We start from the raw sequence: 21121 nt of genomic DNA, 5'->3' as shown, positions 1-21121 counted from the left end.
GGATGACGTATGCCATTAATGAAAATCGATTTGATTAAGGGACGAAGTCAGAGTGAGGTCAAGGAAATTTTGGATATTTCTTACCAAGTCATGTTAAAGGCTTTTCCTGCACCACAGGGGGATCGTTATCAGATTGTTACTCAACACGAAGCATTTGAAATGCAGCTTTTAGATACCGGTCTAGGATTTGATCGAACGGATCAGGTGATCGTCTTCAGTTTAATAACAAGACCGCGTACAAGCGAAGAAAAGAAAAATTTCTATTTTCTTCTAGTACAGGAATTAGGAGATAAACTTGGTATTCAATCAAAAGATGTAATGATTAATTTAACTGTGAATACTGATGAAGACTGGAGTTTTGGGTTCGGTCGTGCTCAATTTTTAACGGGAGAATTATAGATAAAGCGGTGAATCGTAATGAAGGGAAGAGATTGATAAAAAAAATTATTGTTCCAATGGTTTTTCTTTTCATTCTAAGCGGCTGTCAAATATTTTCAAATGAAAAAGGAACTGTCATGACATCAAATGACACAGTAGAAAAAGCAGCAAAAATCTCTGAAACTTCAGAAAAAAATAACCAATCTACTAAGTCAGAAACTTCACAGTCGGAGGAGGACAAATCGATGAGTTACGACTCGGGAAGTTTGCTCAAAGCCGTTTCAAGCAATGATTCAGAAAAAGTAGTAGAAATTTTGGAAACAAAAACATATCCCATTGATGAATTAAACGAAAAAGGCGAGACACCGTTGTTGATAGCTGTTCATAATAATCAAATTGAGTTGGCGAAAAAACTAATTGATGCTGGAGCAAATGTGAACATACAGGATAAGATTGCAGACAGTCCATATTTATACGCAGGCGCAGAAGGCAGAACTGAAATTTTAGCGTATATGTTGTCCCATAGCGAGCCTGATCAATCAATAGTGAATCGTTTTGGTGGAAACGCGCTGATACCAGCAGCTGAAAAAGGTCATCTCGAAACTGTAAAATTGCTATTAGCTGATGGACACGTGACTATTAATCATCAAAACAATTATGGGTATACAGCATTAATTGAAGCTGTTGCATTAAGAGACGGTTCAAAAGTTTATCAGGATATTGTGTCAGAATTGTTAAAGTATGGTGCAAATCCCGATATTACTGATAACTATGGAAAATCTGCAAAGGATTATGCTAATGAACTTGGATACGAAACAATTTCTATACTGTTAAAGGAATGACTTTCAGAAGAATCAATAGTAATAGAAGAAAATTTTAAAAGGAAAACCAATGAAAGTTCTCCTTTTAAATTTTTTATTCTAGTTTACATAATATACATTAAACAAAGTTGTGTAATTGAGGCGAATGTTAAGATTAAGCGCAACTATACATTACTTTTATATAAATATAGTTCGTCTTTTGCTCTTTTAAACCCTGTCGGTAAACTTAAATTGATACGATTGTTCGACAAAAACATTTTATAACAAATGAAATAATCTCTTGAAAATATCATGTAATTCTCGCGTATTCTAGTTTAAACTTTTGAGCTGGTGTTTTCCAATTTAGAATTTTTCTTGGTCTAGTATTTAAGTTTTCTACAGCGTCATCGACGATACGTTGCGAGACATTCTTAAAATTAAACGGTTTAGGGAAATATTCTCTAAGTAATCCATTATGATTTTCGTTAGAACCACGTTCATGAGGTGCATACGGATTTGCATAGTAAATTTTGCACCCGAAGGTGTCTTCAATAAGACCGACTTGAAATTGATTTACAAATTCAGTTCCTCGATCACAAGTAATAGATTTTACCCCTTGAGGATACATTTCTATTAGTTTTTTAATCGCTGCCATCATAGCGCGGCCTGTTTTATTAGGGAGTTTAATTGCTACGTATTGTCGTGTCTTTCTTTCGATAAAAGTTGCTAGACAGGTTGATATGCCTCGTTTTGAAACTACTGTATCAGCTTCCCAATGACCAAATTCTGTACGAAGCTGAACAGCTTCTGGGCGCAAATCAATGGTTCTATTTTCAAAGAAAGCTCGATCAATGCGAATCTTCGATCCAGATGACTTTACTTTATATCTTTTTCCATGTCTCCTAAGCTTTTTGATGTTGAAATCAATGGTTTTTGAGTAAATCCAGTTATAGATCGTGGATGTACATACCTTTACGCTTTTAATGGAATGTGCAATTTGTTCTGGAGAATATTTTAGATTCAGATATTTTAAAATAGTTTTGGTATTGTGAATCGTGGCTTTTTTAGTAACTCCACAGTTTTTTTTCCGCAATTTAGCGATATTTTGTGCACTTGAAGCTTGATAAGGCAACCGTGCGATACTGTTGGCTTTTCTAGCTTCAGTCCCCCGTTGAATCTCCCGAGTGATTGTTGAACGATGGCGATCTAATCTACGTGCTATTTCAGCTGGTCGTAATCCTTCGTCAAGATAGGCTTCAATTTTTCCACGCTCTTCAGCGGTTAAATGTTTATATACCATGTATCAAACTAGCTCCCTTGCTCTATTAATTACTACGGCAACGAATGATTTGACAATGAACCTTCACAGATATGAGATCCGCTTCCAACTAGGAGCTAACTTAAGACAAGTCAGCTCAGCCGATACAAGGCTATCATATCTGTGTTCATAATCAAATCGTACTCCCTGCAGTATGCAGGCAAATCGTATCATATTAAATAACGAGCATCAATATAAGTTTGTGGAGGTTTGTTGCGCTTTATTTTACTATTCAGGAGTTGTGTAATTGAATTTAGTTTTAAATTTTGTTGGATTCAGTGATTTTGGACTCTATATATTTGTATTTTATCGCTAGCTTTAAATCTGCTTAATCACTACAGTTTTTCTATAATTACTGAAAAAATTCGAATCTTTGCTTTATTATACATAAAATTATCTAATGGATTGAAAAACATATATCCATCTTTAGCGACAAAATAATCAAAAAGCATTTCATCAAAAAAATCTAAGAAATTTAATCCTGCTTTTATAAATTCAACTTTATTAGGAAATGGAATCATTTTTTTCACCCAATAATTATTGTACAATTCATATTCTGAATTAAACGATCATAAAACAGCAATAAAAGTGATTTTTTTGACAGAATGCTTTTTATCATAGAACCTTTGTGAAAAAATTCTCTTTTGTAATAGTTAGTGGTTTCTTATTACTTTCATATTAAAACTAGAGAAAACTTTAATAACCTCTCCCTACTTTAGATTTTTTATAGATTGAACAATTTCAAAAACTGCAGTCATATCTTCTGCTATATAATCTGCGGCACTTTGATCAATAGCAGCTCGAGTTTCTTTATAAGCAATGGTAGGAATTCCAGCAGCTTTAGCTGCACTGATCCCATAAAATGAATCTTCGATAGCCACTGCCTGATTGGATGCTACATTTAATTTCTTCAGAGTATTCAAATAGATTTCAGGATTTGGCTTACTTTCTTTGACAAACTCGCCGCTATAAATTACATCAAAAGAATCTTGGATCCCACAAGCCGCCAAAACCTCAATAATGTGTTCGTAGGTCGACGAGGATGCAACAGCTGATTGAATGTCATTTTCTTTTGACCAGTTTAAAATAGAAAAGATTTCTTTTCGAAAAAGCTGTTGATAATCAATGGCTCGATAAGCAACCTCATTGTATTCTTCAAAACGTGCTTCTATTTCTTTTAAAGAATCATTGCTGCCAATAAATGTTCTCAATGTTTTATAAAGCATGTCATAAGATTGCCCAATAAGTTTTTCGAAATTCGTGTTTTCTTGGTTAAGTGTTGGATTTTCCTTCATTATGAATGCCTGTTGAATTCGAAAATCTTCAAACTCAGTATCGACAATCACGCCATCCATATCAAAAATAATCGCTTTGAGCATTTCATTCTACCTCCTCTATTGGTTAGTATAGTTCGAATTATTGCAAACCCTTTCGTAAAAAGCAAATTGAACCACAAAAATAGCCAATTACGTCCCTTATCCACGTAGTTGGCTATTTTTTTATTTTATTCCTCAATGCTTTTAACTTATCTATTGAGATAATCTTTGATTGGTTTTCAGGTTGTTTCTCATTTTCTTCTTTGTGCTCTTCAACTAGTTTGATGCCTCGATGCTCTGCACGAAAAATATTTCGCTTAATTTCTTCTACTTGAGCTAATTTATATAAAGCCTCTGGATCGTGACGAAAAAGTTCTCTAGTTTTTCGTTCATGGATTCGTTCGGTTACCTTTTCATCAAAATAACTTGTAACAGCGAAATTGATAATCAGAGCAATTAGAAGAAAATTATCCGTGACGCTTGAACCATTCACATACCCGTTGTTGAACAACCAAATGACAAAGCAAATAAGCGCAATAATGCTGAAGACTTGATAAACTCTCAGCGCCTTCTCTTTTTTGCTTCGCTCAGCAAATACGGGTTTTGCCTCGTAATACAATGCAAGATAAAGTTTACGAGCCTCAGCAAATTCTGGCTGCGTCTTTTGGGCCGTTTCATAGGCTTCTTTCTTTGCAAAGCCCTGTACCTTCATATAGTATTTTGCTATCTTTCTTTTTCGGATCATTTGAACCCCCTCTTCGATTCTAAGATCATGAATATTTTGAAGATTCATAAGGTCTCTCCTTAGGTACGGAATTCTCATTTCAGCAACCTCTATTTTATCATTAAGTTAGCTGAAAGACTAAGAAATTATTTAATATTTTTCCGCTCGACTGAATTTACAAAAGAGAAATCCACTCAGATAAGCTTTTGCACTGAGTGGATCCATCTTTATATTTTTTTCAGGGCTTCTTTAATCGGAGTTTTTCCATCTCCCATTAAAATGACTTTTTTGATAGTGTTCTCTTGTTCGAGTATTTCGGCTAAAACAGCAGCAACATTCTCTATCGCGTTTTCGGATTTTTCAGTGATCTCCGTTGTAATTTTTCCACTGCCTGGAATTTCTTTTAAGCTTCCTGGCTGGAGAATCGTATAGTCTAAAGTGGTCTTATCAATTAGCCAATTATCTGAGAAAAATTTTGAGATGTTGTAATCTGTCAACGAACCACTCCATTTTTCTGGTTGCAAAGCGAATAACGAACTCAGGTGAATGTAACGCTTGATCCCTCTCTTTTCTACCGCCTGCATCAATTTAACTGCTCCGTAAAGATCGGTTTGTAACAAGTCCTTTCCTCTTGAGCCAGCGACAAAATAGACGGCTTCTGCATCTGCTAAGGTATCGGCGATTTCATCAACACTCCCATGTAAATCTAAATGAACAGGCTGAACTGACTTGCTCGTTTTAATTGCATCCACTCGGCGAGCGCCTGCATAGATAAAATGCCCCTTCTTCTCTAAATTTTTAATTAATTCTTCTCCTACACGCCCGGTTGCACCTGCAATAAATAGTTTCATATAGATGATCCCCTTTCACCTCCACATGCTAACGCACTTTTGATACTGAAACAACTATTTTCACTTATAATTGGATGAGCTATAAAACAACCAATTGGCTGTTTAAATTTTTTTATTGAACTTTATAATAAGAATCATTACGGAGGATACTTTATATGAGACATCCTCAATTATGATGTTACAAGGAGTTTTTTTATGACAAAAGCAGTGCTGACTATTGCTGGATCAGACACTTTAGCAGGTGGTGGTCTGCAATCGGATTTGAAAACATTTGAGAATTATCAATTATTCGGTGTCACGGCTATTACTTGTATCGCAGTGGTTAAGAATAGGGAATTTGAAATAAAGGATTTATCCTCAGAGCTTTTAAAGGATCAATTAAACACTATTGATGAAAATTTGAATCTAGCTGGTATAAAGATTGGTTTAGTACATCAATTGGACCCACTAGAAATCATAAAGAACTTTCTCCAGTCTTTTCATGGGCCCATTGTACTAGATCCAGTTATGGCCTTTAAAGAAACGGATCATGTTTACAGCGAGACTTATCGAGAGAAGCTGATTGAATTATTTCCTCTTGCAACGATTGTCACGCCAAACTTAAAGGAAGCGGAGATTTTAAGTCAACAAAAAATTACTAATTTAGAGGAAATGAAACAGGCGGCTAAAAAAATAGTTGCGCTCGGCGCCCCTACTGTAGTGATTAAGGGCGGCGAACGACTTTCTGGTGATTTAGCTTCGGATTTGTTTTTCGATGGGACACAGCTAGAATTCTTTTCCAAACCGAAGTTGACTAGCGGTGCTATAAATGGTGCGGGCTGCTCATTTGCATCAGCGATTACCTCGAACCTAGTCTTAGGTGAACCGTTGATTGATGCGATTCGTCACAGTAAAGAATATGTTTATCAAGGAATCAAAAATGGTATCTTATTGAAAAACGGCGAAGGAAATGTTTGGTTTGGAGATCGTGTGAGAACGGAGGCAAAGGCATGAAAACAAAAGAGATGACAAAGCTTGCTATGATGGTCGCATTGACTGTTACCTTATCAATTCTATTTATCATCCCTATTCCTGCTACCAAGGGATTTGTCACACTTTGTGAAGTAGGAATTTATGCTTCTGCGTTGCTTTTTGGTCCAAGTGGTGGACTTTTGGTTGGTGCATTAAGCGGTGGTTTGATTGACCTGATCTCAGGGTATCCCGAATGGGCAATTTTTTCGATCATTATTCATGGTGTTCAAGGGTTGATCTTAGGACATTTCTATTCCAAGTATCCAAATAAGAAAGGGCTTGTTATAGGGTTCTTTTTTGCGAGCTTGTTCATGATCATCGGTTATGCGTTAGCAACGACCTTCTTATTTGGCTGGCCAGCCGGTTTAGCCTCATTACCAGGGAATTGCATACAAAATATTTTTGGTATCGCGGTGACAGTCCCTCTTTTTCATGCATTGCAGAGGGTATTACGCCATCCTCAATATAAATAGTTAATAGAAGGAAGTCATTCAAATGGAAAAAGAAAAATTACAACAACAATTAACAACGATTACGAAAGATGTTTTAGAAGCAGCAAACCTTAAAGCTGGTGATACTTTCGTCCTTGGTTGCACAACAAGTGAGATCGTTGGCGGCACTATTGGGAAAAACTCTAGTCAAGAGGTCGGACAATGGGTAATCGAAACCTTAAAATCCATTCTTGATCCAAAAAAAATATATTTGGCAGTACAAGGCTGTGAACATATTAATCGCGCAGTCGTTGTGGAGCGTGAGCTTGCTGAGAAAAAAGATTGGGAAATTGTTTCAGTCAAACCCGCTTTACACGCAGGCGGCTCTTGTTCTGTGGCTGCTTTTGAGCAATTCACGGACCCTGTCGAAGTAGAACACATTGTTGCCCAAGCAGGCATTGATATTGGCGATACTTCAATTGGCATGCATGTAAAGTATGTTCAGGTGCCTGTTCGTCCCTCTCTTCATGAATTAGGCGGTGCCCATGTCACTGCTTTGCGTAGCCGCCCTAAATACATTGGAGGTCCTCGTGCGACTTATTAGTAAAAAAATTCCCTGCGTAGAAGTTCGCAGGGAATTTTTTTATACAAATCGAGCAATCAGTTGAAGAAGTTGTTGCGGCAACGTTGAAATATCAGAGATATCAACAAAGTTGTTCTCTCCGTATAAGTTTCTTAATTGTTCTTTATCCTCACCGATAGCGCAAGCAATAAATAAGATGTCTTTTCGTTCGTAGTCATCTAAAACAGATTGAATATCTTGCTTTGCTTTTTCACCAGTATAATCCGGTAAGGCTTTCGGTTGACCATCACTGATTGAAAGTAAAACCTTCGTATCAGCAGCTTGCTGGCTTAATTTTTCGGCTAATAATCGAAGGGGGACACCATCACGGTTGTTTTGCCGTGGTTTCATGGTAGAAATCTTAGCTGCCATGAAATCATAGCCATCTTCAAATTCTTTGTAAGAATAAATGGATGTTTTTTCTCGTTGGCTGACGTCCGCTGAATCGCCGTAAAGCATCAATGGTATATTGGTTTTTTCTGCAAAAAGACTTAAAGCAACTGCTGCTAATTTCGCATTTTGGATGCGATCGTCTCGCAGCATCGAACCCGATTCATCCACTCGGACTGCTAATGCTAATGAAGGCTGTTCACTAGGCGGATTCTTCTTATCAAAATTTCTCAAGTCTCCGTAAGCAACATGGCTCGGATTAAAACGCGCACCATAATATTTTCCACTCGAGAAGTCATTACTAACTTCTTTATTTAATAGATCATTTATTACACGGCTTAAGCTGTCTACCTCGGGCAGTACCTGTTGTGTAAGTTCTTGACCGTCTTTAATGGCGGCTTCATTGATAGTTGGTCGATGAAGAATGGTTCCTTCTTTAGCGTGTATCGTTTCTTTTAAGCTTTCTCGAATTTCACGATTACGTTCTTTTCGAATCGTCTTGTCCAATTCGGTCATTTCATCTAGCGACATAGCTGAACCAACCTTATCTTCCTCATCTACTGAAGCGCTCGTGCTTTCTGCTTCAGATTCTCCTCTTTCTGCCTCATCAGAAATAGTTGCGGCTTCGGCCTTTGTTTTTTCTTTTTCAGCAGCTTCCTCTATTTTTGTTTCTTTATTCTCAGTGGCGTCGTCCGTTTCTATTGCCTCATTTTTCAAGGTCGCTTCTTCTGCTTCTTCAAAGATATTTCGTTGATCCGCTTCAGCCTGGCTGATCCTCCTGCCCTGTCTTAGTTTTTGCAGGTTTCTAACTTGTTGAAGCTCAGTTAACAGCTTGCTTTGTTCTAAAGCCTCCTGCAGAATTTTTAATTCTGTTTCGTCCGTTGTTAATTTGTAAAGGACTTTAGGAAATATACTTTCTAAAGGGTCCTGCCCTTGTTTTAAACTGTTGACCCAGAAGAAATAGGAGCGCATCCCTGCAACGCCCTTAATAGCATTCGCCTTAGCTGTTTCATCCAGTAAACGGATGATTTCTGCCATAATCTCTAGGTAATCCCGATCTGAAAAATTTGTTTTTGCAATCGCACGCTCAATCATGACTTCAATTGAAGGGAGATCCATTTTTTCAGCGTGCTGTACTCGGTCACGCAAAGATTCATTCAGAGGACGATTGCCCTGATAGTTTCGATTTGTGGTAATAATGACCACACAATCTGGATGTCTGCGAATGATTCCAGTTGGAATATTCAGCAGACCATTTGGCTCTAGTGCAGAGTTCAATGCGACTAAAACTGAAGCGTCACGAATTACAGTAGGTTCTTGTATTTCTAATAGGTATCCTTTTTGCATCGCGCGGACAATTTCTGAAGGATAGAACTTATACTCCACATTGGTTGGATAGTCCTCTTGGTCGATTCGCTCGATCAGATTGCTTAATCGTTCTCTAGCCTGTTCCTCAGTAATTTGAAAGTGCTTTTCGATTACTGAAAGTACCTCTTGCAAAGAATCTGTCTGATAAATGGCTTCTAACAATTCTTGGTCTTCATTATAATCGGCTGTGACGACAGGTAATAGCGCGCCAAAGACATCCGTCTTATCCATATCGGCAAAACAAGTAACCTTGGTATAAGGAAGTTGCAGATCATCTGATAAGGCACGTGCTAATTGCGTCTTGCCGGAACCAGCATCACCCTCAAGTAAAACATTCATTATTTTCATTTCTGGATCGAACCAATTATTTTTAATCTCTGACGCGATTCTTACTTCTTCCTCACTGGTTTTGTGACTAGCCGGCTTTCGCCAGATCATTTGCTGTTCAACTTTGGTAAACTTTCGTCCTTCTGTAATGACAAAAGTATTTTCCATTCTCTTCACCTCATCACTTAATTTCTAATAGCCTAATTCGTCTAGTAGGCGTTTTAATGTGCGATAGCGTTGGGCGATCAAGTCACCATCCTTGTTCATCGTGTCATTGAATAAAATGATATCTTCATCAATCTTTGGATTTTCTGTATCGACTTTGACTTCCATTCGTCCTCCTTGAAGACCAATAATATCTACTTTGGGATCTTCTGGATCATAAAATTTTTCATAGCGATAGGCATCTTGTAAATAAATACTTGATTGAGCTACTAAAATGGCTAAATCTAAAATCCGAGTAATTGGTAATTCCTCGGATTGACGGGACCATTTTTCACCAGTGTGTCGCCAAACTTTTCCAGAAATGTCCACTCGTCCACGATCGTTCCATTGAGCCAATCCTAAGGTTAAACCTTTTGCATCACTTTCCCAAGCATGGTGACCATCGATTTTATCGTAATCTTCTACTAAAAATACAGGTTTATGTTTTAAATTCGTTGGTATTTTCATTGCTTCTCCTCCTAATGACATCATTAATATTCTAGTTGAATGGAATCAAACCGGCGATTAATCTGTTTAATAACTCTTTAGTGAATTAGTAAATTACTAAACTACTGATGAAAAAAGGATACGCAATTCCGATGATTTTTGCAACTAACTCCTATTTAAGTAATCATTTTTTGTAACCCATAAAAAATGAGTCTTATGTTCGTTGCGTATACCATTAAACTAAACGCTTTTGTTGCTTGTTTTGTGTGGAGCGTTTGTTTTACCTTTACTTCTTTATAGACTGGGAAAAGTTTAACTGGCAACTAACTCCTATTTTAAGTAATCATTTTTTGTAACCCGCAAAAAATGAGTTTTATGTTCGTTGCGTATACCATTAAACTAAACGCTTTTATTGCTTGTCTTGTGTGGAGCGTTTGTTTTACCTTTTACTTTTTTATAGACTGGGAAAAGTTTAACTGGCAACTAACTCCTATTTAATTAATCATTTTTTGTAACCCGCAAAAATGAGTTTTATGTTCATAGCGTATACCATTAAACTAAACGCTTTTGTTGCTTGTTTTGTTCAAAACGTTCGATTTGGCTAGGTTTCCTTATGAACCGGGAATTGCCTTTTTTATAAAAAGAAAAACTCACTAACATTGTTAGTGAGTTGCATGCTATTTGGCTACGCCGAGGGCGATGGCTTTATCCCCTAAGTGGGTACCGATGACAGGCCCGAATGTTCCAATGTCAATCGTTGCATCTGGATACTTTTCACGTAGCTTTTCATATTCCTGTTGAGCAAGTTCTGGATTATTTCCGTGAATGACATAAATTCTTAACTCAGATTCATTTTCTTGACGGCGTTCCTCGATGATTTCTTCAGTACGCTGCAACGCTTTCTTTAATGAACGGATCTTTTCAGCTAAAACAATCTTTCCATCTTCAAAGGTTAGGATTGGTTTAATTTTCAATAAACCGCCGATGATCGCAGCGCCATTGGTTAAACGACCTCCACGGACCAAATTATCTAAATCATCAACAATGATATACGCATTTGTAGTATCACGAATTTGATCAACTGCTGCCAATACATCGTCTAATGGTTTTCCTTGATCACTCATTTCCAAAGCTTTTTCTACCATATACCCCATTGGGACACTTGTAATCTTTGAGTTATAAGGGATAACCTGCAGTCCTTCAATGTCATCTTTGATCGCTGTCAAAGTACGGACAAAACCCGAGATACCCTCTGATAAATGAATACTAATTACCGTGTCGTATCCTTGTTCCTTAATTGAGCGATACAATTCGTAGACCTCACCTAAAACGGGTTGTGATGTTTTTGGGAAATCCTTGCTATTTTTTAGTTTCTGATAAAATTCCTCATAGCCAATATCTACGCCTTCTTCAAATGGCTCACCATCGATGATGACAGGAATTGGAATGATGAATAAATCTTTATGATTGCGCGTGCGTTCATTCAGATAAGCAGTGCTATCTGTCACGATCGCTAATTTCATAGTCGCTTCCTCGTTTCAATCAAAATTTACAATAATTATAATATAGCATACTCATAGATTGATGGGAATCAAAATCCGATTACTTCCCTAAAAACTCTTGAGCTGCTTGTGCATTTTGGTTTGTATCAACTGCTAAGGCACTGCCGGCATTGGCGGTATCGATATAAGACCATGAACCATCCACTGGTAAGGTCAAGCGATCGATTCCGACCACGGCTTTACCGAAATTGAATAGATGCGTCAAAACGTATGTGTTGGGCATATCGGTTGAAAGATAGCCCCAAATTTTTCCTGCAGCATAAGGACCGCGTAGTAAAACCAAAGGATTGATCAGCTGTCCAAAAACAGATTGCATTACTTGCTGTTGCCTGCGTACACGTCCGAAGTCACCTTCTTCATCCATTCGGAAACGAGCATAGTTCAATAAGGTATGACCGTCCATTCGTTGCGGACCTTTACTAATAGGTGCATCAATGTATGAGCTCATGTCCTTTTCAGCATCAATTTGAACACCGCGAGGGGACAAGGCATCTACCCCTTTTTCAAACGTCTGAAAGTCCACCATGGCATAATAGCGACAATCGATTCCAAAATTCTCTTTTAAGGTTTGACGGACGAGATCCGCTCCCCCATAAGCATAAGCTGCATTCAACTTGTTTTGACCAACACCAGGAATATTGACATACATGTCTCGCATAAATGAGACAAGCTTGGCTTTTCCGAAGCCATCAACTTGCAGCACCATCATTGAATCAGAGCGCCCACTGATGTTATCACGGGTATCACTACCTAAAAGCAAAATATTGCGTTTCCCATTTTCCGATGTCGCGCCATTAAACTCTTGTGTCTCAATTTTTGGCATTGAGGAATCGTGCTTTGCAGCGAAATTCCCGATACCGAAAGAAATGACAGAATACCCTAAAAGAACAACCAAAATCATAATTACCCTTCGGCGCCAACTTCGCTTTTTCTTTGGTTTCTGTTTATAAGGATTTTTGGGCTTTCGTTTAAAAGGATTCTTAAGAGGATTTCTAAATGTCGGGAATTTGACGTTGAATCTTTTTTTCTTTGGCTCTTGATAATGATCCTCATAGTAAAACTCTTCTTCTGGTTCTCTATAGGATTCTTGTGGCTCTTCATAGTGTAACGGTTCTTGGTCTGCTTTTTCGTTCTTCTTCATTTCACGACGAAAGCCAAAAGGTTTTTTCTCCTCCTTCTGACTTTCCTCATGAATCTTCTTATATTTATCCATTCGGCTCATAGTGCACCTCTTCATCTCATTACTATTATTAATAAAATAGCAAATCATCTGCACTTTGTCTTATTTTTCCCAAAAAAAATTAGAAAACCTTAACTACTAAGATTTTCTAACCTTTGGAAGATATGTTGGATAATCGCCGATCAATGTGACTGCGAAGTTTTTCTCTTTTAATTGAAGCAATACTCTGCTGAGTTTTTCTTCTTCAGGCGTTTCCAAGTCAATAATAAAAAAATATTCTCCTAGCTTTGTCTTTTGTGTGCGAGATTCAATTTTGGTTAAATTAATGCTCTCTGCTGCAAAAATAGCTAAGCATTGATACAATGCGCCCGGATGATCCGAAGCCAAATCAAATAGAAGAGTAGCCTTATTTTTCCCTTGAGGTAAATCTCCTGTTAGGGGTTGTTCCCCGAGTACCCAAAAACGTGTTTCATTTTCACTGATGGATTGAATGTTTTCTTGGACAATCGTTAACCCAAACTGTTCCGCTGCGTCACGGGACCCGATTGCTGCATAGCGCTGGTTCGGATGGTCAGCTACCTTTTGAGCTCCTTGTGCTGTAGAACCGATCTGCTCAATGTCTACAGTAGGAAAGTGCTTCATCAGAAATACTTGAGATTGTGCTAAGGCTTGCTGATGGCTACAAATAAGCTCAGTTTTCTCCCAAGTTTCAGCATGCGCAGGATGGACCATTAACTGCTGCTGGATAGGAAGCACGATCTCTGCTTGAATTGTCGGCAGCGTTTGGAAAATTAGGTCAAGAGTCGGTAACACAGAACCTTCAATCGTATTTTCAATGGGAACGACACAATAGTCTAATGCTCCTTTACGTTGCTCTTCCAATAATGCTGTAAGGGATTCATAGGGCAGGAGGACTTCATCATTGAAAAAGTTTCCTGCCGCGCTATAGGTAAATGAGCCCCTAGGTCCCAAATAACCAACTTTCATTATGATGCAACCTCGACCTGCTGAATGATTTCACTAACAATATCCTTTGGCAGTTTTTCTGAAGTATCTACAGTAATTTTGGCAAGTTTTTCGTAAAGCTTTTCTCTTGAAAAGAATAAACGCTTCAAATCTCCATCATCATTTTTAATCGCTAGTGGTCGAACGTTCACCTTGTCTTCCCGAATTCTTTTGACCAGTACATTTGCATCTGCTTTTAGATAAACAACTAATTTATCGGACAAAACTTTTTGATTTTCCTTTTGAAGAATCACGCCGCCGCCTGTAGCAATGACAGATTCTTCATTCAACGCCTCCTTTAAAAGATTTGTTTCATGTTCTCGGAAAGAAGCTTCTCCGTGTTCTTCAAAATATTCGCTGATCGGCTGACCGATCCGTTCAACTAAAACATCATCCATGTCTACCACACGGGCATTTAACGTCGTTGCAAGTTCTTTACTAATCGTAGTTTTTCCAGCTCCCATAAAGCCGATCAAGACAATTGATTCCATTAGGCATTCTCCATTCATTTTGAGTACTTTATAACTAAAAACATCAACCTTCATTTTTACTAAAGCTATATCAATGACGCTAGATCATTAAAAAAGTTTGGATAAGAGATATTAATCGCTTCAGGATTATTGAGTTCTACGGTATCTTCTGTCAATAAAGCGGCGATTTGAAGCATCATACCGATGCGGTGATCCCCATGACTATCAACAGTGCCGCCATGTAATGGTGTTGGACCATGAATAATCAGGCCATCCTCTGTTGTTTCGATGTTTGCTCCTAATTTGTTTAATTCTTGAGCCGTTGCGTCGATCCGATTGGTTTCCTTTACTTTTAATTCTTCCGCGTCTCGGATGACTGTCGTTCCCTCTGCTTGAGTTGCTGCTAATGCGATTACTGGAAGCTCATCAATCAAACGAGGAATAATTTCTCCCTTAATCTCCACAGCCTTTAACGGTGCTGCTTTGATTTGTAAGTCTGCTGCCTGATTTTGCGAATCAACCAAGCCTTCTTGAATATCTGCCCCCATTTCTTGTAGCACATCTAAAATTCCTGTTCGTGTAGGATTGATTCCCACGTGCTTCAATTGAAGGTCGCTATCGGCTAACAAAGTAGCAGCGACTAGATAGAAAGCAGCCGACGAAATGTCTCCTGGAACAGTTACTTTCTGCCCGACAAGCTGTTGTCCGCCTGACACAGTAATTGTTTTATCATCTACCGAAATGTTTCCGCCGAATTGTTTGATCATTTCTTCTGTATGATTGCGTGATTTTTCTTTTTCAATAATAGTAGTCAAACCTTCAGCCTGTAATGCTGCGAAAAGAATCGCAGATTTTACTTGTGCACTCGCGATGGGCATTTCGTAGGTGATCGCTGATAATGGACCTCCTTCAATTTCAATCGGAGGAAACTCACTGCCTTGTTCTCCTTGAAGATTGCCCCCCATCATTCTCAAAGGTCCCATGACACGTTCCATCGGTCGACGATTCAAGGATGCATCGCCAGCGATTTTCGAATGAAAAGTTTGGCCGGCCAATATTCCTAAGACCAAGCGCATTGTCGTGCCGGAGTTTCCAGCGTCTAAAATCTGCTGAGGTGCTTGTAGATGCTTAAAGCCTTTTCCTTCAATGCTTATCACTTCGCCGTCATCGTCGATCGTAACACCTAAGGCTTTAAAGACAGCGACGGTGCTCAGACAATCCTCCGCTCTTAAAAAATTATGAACCGTTGTCTTCCCATGACTGATTGCGCCAAACATAATGCTGCGATGTGAAATAGATTTATCTGCTGGTACAGTCAATGTACCACTTAGCCCTGATTTATTTTTCAATAGTTTCATTTGTTCAACTCCTTCTGCGACAACGAAAATCTGCTTCCTCGATTAATAATTGTCCTTTTTCCAGATCTGCTTGATTTTTGAAAGAAAGTTCTAAAACACCGAAGATATCTTCACGTGTTTCTTGAATTTTCAGATTAATGATGGAAATGTCTGCATTACTAATGATCGTCATGACTTTGGCAATTGCCCCAGCGATATCAGGAATATCGATATAAAGGTCATAGAACGCTGGAATTACACCACGATCTTTTGATGGTAAATGATCCCGCGAATGCTTTGCCTGACTAAAGAAGTCATAAATGGCCGGTTGGTCCTCTTGAACCAAGCTTTCTCTGATTTTGGACATTTCCTCTTGCCAGCCGCTGATTAAATCTAATAGGATCGTGCGATTTGTGAGCAAAATATCTGTCCACATCTGTGGATCAGAGGAAGCGATACGTGTAATATCTCGGAACCCGCCTGCTGCGAGCTGAGTGGCACGAGGATGCCCCTCTGTCAGTTGATCGCTCATTTTTACTAGACCTGACGCGACAATGTGCGGTAGATGGCTCAAAACGCCAACAATTTCATCGTGAGACTCAGGCTCAATCACAACGAACTTCGCTCTGGTCGGTTCTAGTACCGCCATTAGCGGTTCAACGTTTGCCCCTTCAGGCGGTGTCAAAATGTAATAAGCCTCTTCGAAAAGATTTGGGTTGCCAGCCTTCACCCCTGACTTATGAGAACCAGCCATCGGATGTCCTCCGATAAAGTTAAATGGCAGGTTTTTCGCTAACTTCATGACTTCATTTTTTGTACTGCCTGTGTCTGTTACGATCACGTTTTCTTTTAGCGGCAAACGTGCCAGCTCGTGCAAATAATGCAAGGTGGATAAAACGGGTACGGCTAAAATAATAATATCCATCTCAGCTGCTCTTTCAATAGAAGCAATTTCATCAACTAATCCAACTTCATTCGCAATTTGCCGAGTCTCTTCCGAATAATCCCAGCCAAACAGCTCAATTGTTGGTTGTTTGATTGCTCTGCAAAGCGAAGCGCCGATTAGACCAAGTCCTAAGACGAACACTTTTTTTCTCATAGACGTACCCTCTCTCTTAAAAGTTTTTGATTTCCTTTCGGTATTCTGCTACCGCATGTTGTAATTCATCTATGGTATCTGATGAGAATTTTTCTAGAATTTCTTCAGCCAATACAGTTGCGACTACATGCTCCGCAACTACAGAAGCAGCTGGTACCGCAGTGCTATCAGAACGCTCCACACTTGCTTTATAAGGTTCCTTCGTATCAATATCTACACTCATGAGCGGTTTGTATAACGTTGGAATGGGCTTCATGACTCCTCGGACAATAATCTGTTCTCCATTAGTCATTCCGCCTTCAAAGCCGCCAAGATGATTCGTTGTTCGGCTGTAGCCTTCATTCCATACGATTTCATCCATGACCTTTGAGCCTGGTTGATGAGCTGCTTCGAATCCGATACCGAATTCTACGCCCTTGAAAGCATTGATGCTCATCATGATTTGAGCGATCTTTCCATCTAATTTTCGATCCCATTGAACATAGCTGCCTAATCCTGCAGGAACGTTGTCTGTTCGCACTTCAACGACACCACCAATGGTATCTCCTGCCTTTTTCGTTTGGTCAATCAATGCCTTGACCGATTCCTCTACTGATTCATCGACCATATTGACTTCTGAAGCAGCTGTTTTTGCTTTGATCTCGTCAACACTTAATTCTGTAGGAATGGCAGCTTCAATCCCACCTAAAATGGCTACGTGACTGGCGATCTCGATATCTACCGCCGCTAGAATTTGCTTAGCAAGGGCGCCAATCGCTACTCGCATCGTTGTTTCACGAGCGGATGAGCGTTCTAGCACATTTCTTAAATCACTGTGATGGTATTTCATTCCGCCAACAAGATCCGCGTGTCCTGGTCGTGGTTTTGAGACCCGACGTAATTTTTCATCTTTTTCAGCTACTGGCTCAACAGACATAACCTTCTGCCAATTTTTCCAATCACGATTTTCAACGATCATAGTAATTGGAGAACCTAATGTCTTGCCGTGACGGACCCCAGAAGTGATTCGAACTTGGTCTTTTTCGATCTTCATTCGCCCACCGCGTCCATACCCGCCTTGCCTTCTAGCTAATTCTTGGTTTATTGCCTCAACAGAAAGTGTTAGTCCTGCTGGAACACCTTCGATGATCGTAGTTAATTCTGGTCCATGAGATTCTCCAGCTGTTAAGTAACGCATAAACTACTTCCCTTCTATTAGATACTCATTAAATTCTGTTAGTTTTATTTTTTGGATGTACGCTTTTCCTATCTCTTTTAGCAATACGATATTCAAGCTGTCCCCTCGTGCCTTCTTATCATGAGTGATGGCTGTATAGAACTTCTCAGCATCCCAAGGCTGATAGGCAACCGGTAATTGATACTTTCGATTCATAGCAATAATTTGGTCTGTAATACCGGTAGGAGAAAGGTTCTTTTCCTCAGCGGTTTCTGAAATTTTAACCATTCCGATTGCTACCGCTTCGCCATGACTGATTTCTCCATAGCCTGCGGTGTTTTCAATCGCATGACCAATTGTATGACCAAAGTTCAGCAACAATCGAGAGCCATTATCAAATTCGTCTTCTTCTACAACAGTCTTCTTAACGTTCAAGGCTTTAAGAATGATGGCTTCACTATGAATGAGAAGGTCTTGGATTCCTGTTAGTTCTTCAAGATCTTTCCATAATGAAGCATCACTGATCGCCCCGCATTTTATAATTTCTGCTATCCCTTCACGTACGCGAAGCTCAGGCAAAGTGGTCAATGTTTCTGGATCAATCAATACCCCGTCCGGCTGAGCAAAGGTACCGATCATATTTTTTGCTTTGCTTGAGTTAACCGCCGTTTTACCACCAATACTAGAATCTACCTGTGCCAATAACGAAGTAGGTATTTGGACAAAGGCGATTCCTCTCATGTAAGTGGAGGCGACAAAGCTAGCTAAATCACCAACAACACCTCCACCTAGTGCGATCACCGCATCGCTGCGAGTAAACTGTTCATCAGCTAGAAATTCATAAAGTTTGTTTGCCATATCCAACGATTTACTGCTCTCTCCAGCTGGTACAGCATAATGACAGACTTCATAGTTCTTTAACTGCCGAAGGATTTTTTCACCATAAATAGGAAAAACATGCTCGTCACTAATAATAGCGATCTTTTTATTTTTCCAAAGAGAAGCGATCCAGTCTCCGACTGAATCTAATCCATGACGCTTGACGATAATCTCATAACTTTTTTCCGGTAAAACTATCTCCATCAATGGTTCCCCCTATTTAATGAGTGAAGGTTCTTTGGTTAAGTCTTTGATTTTTTGCATTGCTTCTACTAGTATCTCTACTTCGCTCATCATCGTTAAGTAATTCTTCTCATTTAATGATTGTTCACCGTCAGACCAAGCATGTAGTGGGTCTGGATGAATCTCTACGATCATCCCATCTGCCCCACTGGCAACGCCTGCACGAGCCATTGGTGCAACAAGATCCCAAACACCTGTACCATGACTTGGATCAACAATGATCGGGAAATGACTCAATTTTTTAATCAAAGGAACCGCACTTAAATCAAATGTATTCCGTGTTGCTGTTTCGTACGTTCGAATCCCACGTTCGATGAAAATAATTTTTGAGTTTCCTTGAACAGCGATGTATTCCGCAGCGTTCAACCATTCTTGAATGGTTCCTGAAATCCCGCGTTTCAAGCCGATTGGTTTGCCGGTTTTTCCGACTGCCTCTAACAAGCGGAAGTTTTGCATATTGCGAGCACCGATTTGAATGATATCTGCGTATTGGCAAACAACATCAATATGTGCTTCATCCATAACCTCTGTGATGACTTTTAATCCATGAGCATCAGCGGCTTTACGCATAATCTTCAAGCCTTCTTCTCCTAAGCCTTGGAAAGCGTATGGAGAAGTCCGAGGTTTGTAAGCACCGCCCCGCAGGATTTTTGCCCCACCGGCTTTTGCCATGCGAGCTGTTTCCATGATTTGTTCTTCACCTTCAACGGAACAAGGGCCTGCCATTGTTACAAAACTACCGTCACCGATTTTCACTCCATCAACGTCTACTACTGTATCTTGCGGGTGAAATTCTCTTGACGTGAGCTTGTAGGTGTTCGAAATAGCGACGGCCCGTTCAACGACACTGTATGCTTGAAACGGAACATTTTGAATAATCTTTGGATCTCCTAGCAGCCCCAATACTAGGCGGTCTTTTCCGTGATTGATTTGTACACCTAATCCTTCTTCTTTAATACGGGATAAAATAGGAGATAATTCTGCTTCTTGAATACCTTTTTTTATAATTAAGATCATAGTAATAACTTCCTTCACTTTTTATTTTTTGATTGTTTCTTCCAATAACGGTTGGATTTGTTCAACAGGCATTTCCTTGCCTGTCCATAATTTGAAAGCGGCGGCTCCTTGATACAACAGCATTCCTAAGCCGTTCACTGCTTTTGCACCGGTGGCCTTCGCAGCTTTTAATAACTGGGTTTCAGCTGGATGATAAATGACATCAAAAACTGGCAGGTCTTTTCTTAATAATGACGGATCGGGCAACGGCATTTGCTCTGTCTTCGGTGCCATCCCAATATTCGTCGCATTGATCAATAGATTGCTTGCGGCTAATGATTCACTTAATTGTTTTTCATCGGCTAAATCATGCAGTTGGATCTGACAGTGGGTCTCCTCCGCTATCATCGCCAATTTCGGCTCAATTTTTTGATAGAAGTCATCTTTAATGTTAAAAACATCAATGGCCTCTACCCCATCAATCGCGGCTTGTGTGATAATTGCTGTTGCGGCTCCACCAGCTCCGAGAATCGTCATTCTCTTGCCGATGATCTCTATCCCGTTTTGTTTCAAGCTTTCCATGCAGCCGATACCGTCTGTGATATGACCAATTAATTTGCCGTTTTGATTCACAATGGTATTGATCGCTCCAATCAATCGTGCGGCTTGGCTTAACTCATCGACGTACTTGACTGCTTCCATCTTGTGAGGCATCGATAAATTAATTCCCAGCATGTCAAGATCGCGAATGGCTTGAATGCTTTGGCCAAGTCGTTCTGTCTGAACATCAAAGCTCAAATAGACTGCGTCAACCCCCGTTGCTTGGAACGCTGTTGTATGCATCATTGGTGAAAAGCTATGTCTTGCTGGTAATGCATACAAACCGGCTAACCGCGTTCTTCCTGAAATTTCATTTTCCATCTTCCCTCACTCCTATTCCTAAATAATTTTTTTGACGTAAACACGTTACCGATCGTCCTTCGAATACGATTCCTTTACTCTGTTAA

Annotated in this window: 22 protein-coding genes; 5 read left to right on the top strand and 17 right to left on the bottom strand. The window is 39.4% G+C overall.

From position 1 onward, the window contains the following. Positions 1–9 precede the first annotated feature (9 nt). On the top strand, positions 10–399 hold the full coding sequence (locus J9537_RS07830) for a tautomerase family protein (protein ID WP_218255539.1): 390 nt from the start codon (positions 10–12) through the stop codon (positions 397–399). A gap of 35 nt (positions 400–434) precedes the next feature. Next, positions 435–1220: an ankyrin repeat domain-containing protein gene (locus tag J9537_RS07825; RefSeq protein ID WP_218257347.1), complete on the top strand. Its 786-nt coding sequence runs from the start codon at positions 435–437 to the stop codon at positions 1218–1220. A gap of 268 nt (positions 1221–1488) precedes the next feature. Here J9537_RS07825 and J9537_RS07820 read toward each other — a convergent pair whose 3' ends face one another. From J9537_RS07820 to J9537_RS07800, 5 genes are all read right to left on the bottom strand, one after another. Then, the gene (locus tag J9537_RS07820; RefSeq protein ID WP_002337512.1) at positions 1489–2478 is read right to left on the bottom strand and encodes an IS30 family transposase; all 990 of its coding nucleotides are present in this window, start codon (positions 2476–2478) and stop codon (positions 1489–1491) included. Between the two features lie 353 nt (positions 2479–2831). Then, positions 2832–3017 carry a hypothetical protein gene (locus tag J9537_RS07815; RefSeq protein ID WP_218255538.1) on the bottom strand — a complete coding sequence of 62 codons (186 nt, stop codon included), beginning with the start codon at positions 3015–3017 and terminating at the stop codon, positions 2832–2834. Between the two features lie 189 nt (positions 3018–3206). Further along, a complete protein-coding gene (locus J9537_RS07810; protein WP_218255536.1) occupies positions 3207–3875 on the bottom strand; it encodes an HAD family hydrolase in 669 nt (222 codons plus the stop codon). Between the two features lie 112 nt (positions 3876–3987). Beyond that, positions 3988–4605, bottom strand: coding sequence for a hypothetical protein (locus J9537_RS07805; protein ID WP_218255534.1), 618 nt, complete (start codon positions 4603–4605; stop codon positions 3988–3990). 158 nt (positions 4606–4763) lie between these two features. Then, positions 4764–5387 (bottom strand): NAD(P)H-binding protein, encoded by a 624-nt coding sequence (locus tag J9537_RS07800; protein WP_218255532.1) that lies wholly within the window; start codon positions 5385–5387, stop codon positions 4764–4766. A gap of 195 nt (positions 5388–5582) precedes the next feature. Between J9537_RS07800 and J9537_RS07795 the strand changes: the two genes are divergently transcribed. From J9537_RS07795 to J9537_RS07785, 3 genes are read left to right on the top strand one after another with little or no spacing between them, the layout of a single operon-like run. Further along, complete coding sequence (locus J9537_RS07795; protein ID WP_218255530.1) at positions 5583–6380, top strand: bifunctional hydroxymethylpyrimidine kinase/phosphomethylpyrimidine kinase; 798 nt, start codon at positions 5583–5585, stop codon at positions 6378–6380. Next, entirely contained in the window at positions 6377–6871 is a 495-nt protein-coding gene (locus J9537_RS07790; RefSeq protein WP_218255528.1) for an ECF transporter S component, read from the top strand. Before J9537_RS07795 ends, J9537_RS07790 begins: the two co-directional genes overlap by 4 nt. A gap of 22 nt (positions 6872–6893) precedes the next feature. Continuing rightward, positions 6894–7433 (top strand): TIGR01440 family protein, encoded by a 540-nt coding sequence (locus tag J9537_RS07785; protein WP_376713123.1) that lies wholly within the window; start codon positions 6894–6896, stop codon positions 7431–7433. 39 nt (positions 7434–7472) lie between these two features. Here the strand turns inward: J9537_RS07785 and J9537_RS07780 are convergent, their stop codons facing one another. From J9537_RS07780 to J9537_RS07725, 12 genes are all read right to left on the bottom strand, one after another. Next, positions 7473–9704, bottom strand: coding sequence for an AAA family ATPase (locus J9537_RS07780; RefSeq protein ID WP_218255527.1), 2232 nt, complete (start codon positions 9702–9704; stop codon positions 7473–7475). Between the two features lie 24 nt (positions 9705–9728). Then, positions 9729–10208, bottom strand: coding sequence for a DUF6530 family protein (locus tag J9537_RS07775; protein WP_010744853.1), 480 nt, complete (start codon positions 10206–10208; stop codon positions 9729–9731). Positions 10209–10864: 656 nt separating this feature from the next. Continuing rightward, positions 10865–11710 carry a DegV family protein gene (locus J9537_RS07770; protein WP_218255525.1) on the bottom strand — a complete coding sequence of 282 codons (846 nt, stop codon included), beginning with the start codon at positions 11708–11710 and terminating at the stop codon, positions 10865–10867. A gap of 79 nt (positions 11711–11789) precedes the next feature. Beyond that, on the bottom strand, positions 11790–12971 hold the full coding sequence (locus tag J9537_RS07765; protein ID WP_218255523.1) for an LCP family protein: 1182 nt from the start codon (positions 12969–12971) through the stop codon (positions 11790–11792). A 96-nt stretch (positions 12972–13067) separates the two neighbouring features. Beyond that, positions 13068–13916 carry a prephenate dehydratase gene (pheA, locus tag J9537_RS07760; protein ID WP_218255521.1) on the bottom strand — a complete coding sequence of 283 codons (849 nt, stop codon included), beginning with the start codon at positions 13914–13916 and terminating at the stop codon, positions 13068–13070. Further along, complete coding sequence (locus tag J9537_RS07755; RefSeq protein ID WP_010744849.1) at positions 13916–14425, bottom strand: shikimate kinase; 510 nt, start codon at positions 14423–14425, stop codon at positions 13916–13918. The genes pheA and J9537_RS07755 overlap by 1 nt, the downstream gene beginning before the upstream one ends. Positions 14426–14490: 65 nt before the next feature. Continuing rightward, the gene (gene aroA / locus J9537_RS07750; protein ID WP_218255519.1) at positions 14491–15762 is read right to left on the bottom strand and encodes a 3-phosphoshikimate 1-carboxyvinyltransferase; all 1272 of its coding nucleotides are present in this window, start codon (positions 15760–15762) and stop codon (positions 14491–14493) included. 4 nt (positions 15763–15766) lie between these two features. Next, entirely contained in the window at positions 15767–16840 is a 1074-nt protein-coding gene (locus tag J9537_RS07745) for a prephenate dehydrogenase (protein WP_218255517.1), read from the bottom strand. Between the two features lie 16 nt (positions 16841–16856). After that, positions 16857–18017 carry a chorismate synthase gene (aroC, locus tag J9537_RS07740; protein ID WP_218255516.1) on the bottom strand — a complete coding sequence of 387 codons (1161 nt, stop codon included), beginning with the start codon at positions 18015–18017 and terminating at the stop codon, positions 16857–16859. 3 nt (positions 18018–18020) lie between these two features. Beyond that, complete coding sequence (aroB, locus tag J9537_RS07735) at positions 18021–19079, bottom strand: 3-dehydroquinate synthase (protein ID WP_218255514.1); 1059 nt, start codon at positions 19077–19079, stop codon at positions 18021–18023. A gap of 12 nt (positions 19080–19091) precedes the next feature. Next, the gene (aroF, locus tag J9537_RS07730) at positions 19092–20135 is read right to left on the bottom strand and encodes a 3-deoxy-7-phosphoheptulonate synthase (RefSeq protein WP_010744844.1); all 1044 of its coding nucleotides are present in this window, start codon (positions 20133–20135) and stop codon (positions 19092–19094) included. A 21-nt stretch (positions 20136–20156) separates the two neighbouring features. Further along, entirely contained in the window at positions 20157–21035 is an 879-nt protein-coding gene (locus J9537_RS07725) for a shikimate dehydrogenase (protein WP_218255512.1), read from the bottom strand. Positions 21036–21121: the final 86 nt, after the last annotated feature.

Source organism: Enterococcus raffinosus, assembly GCF_019175485.1.
GTDB lineage: Bacteria > Bacillota > Bacilli > Lactobacillales > Enterococcaceae > Enterococcus_A > Enterococcus_A raffinosus.
This window is presented reverse-complemented; position numbering and strand designations above follow the sequence as displayed.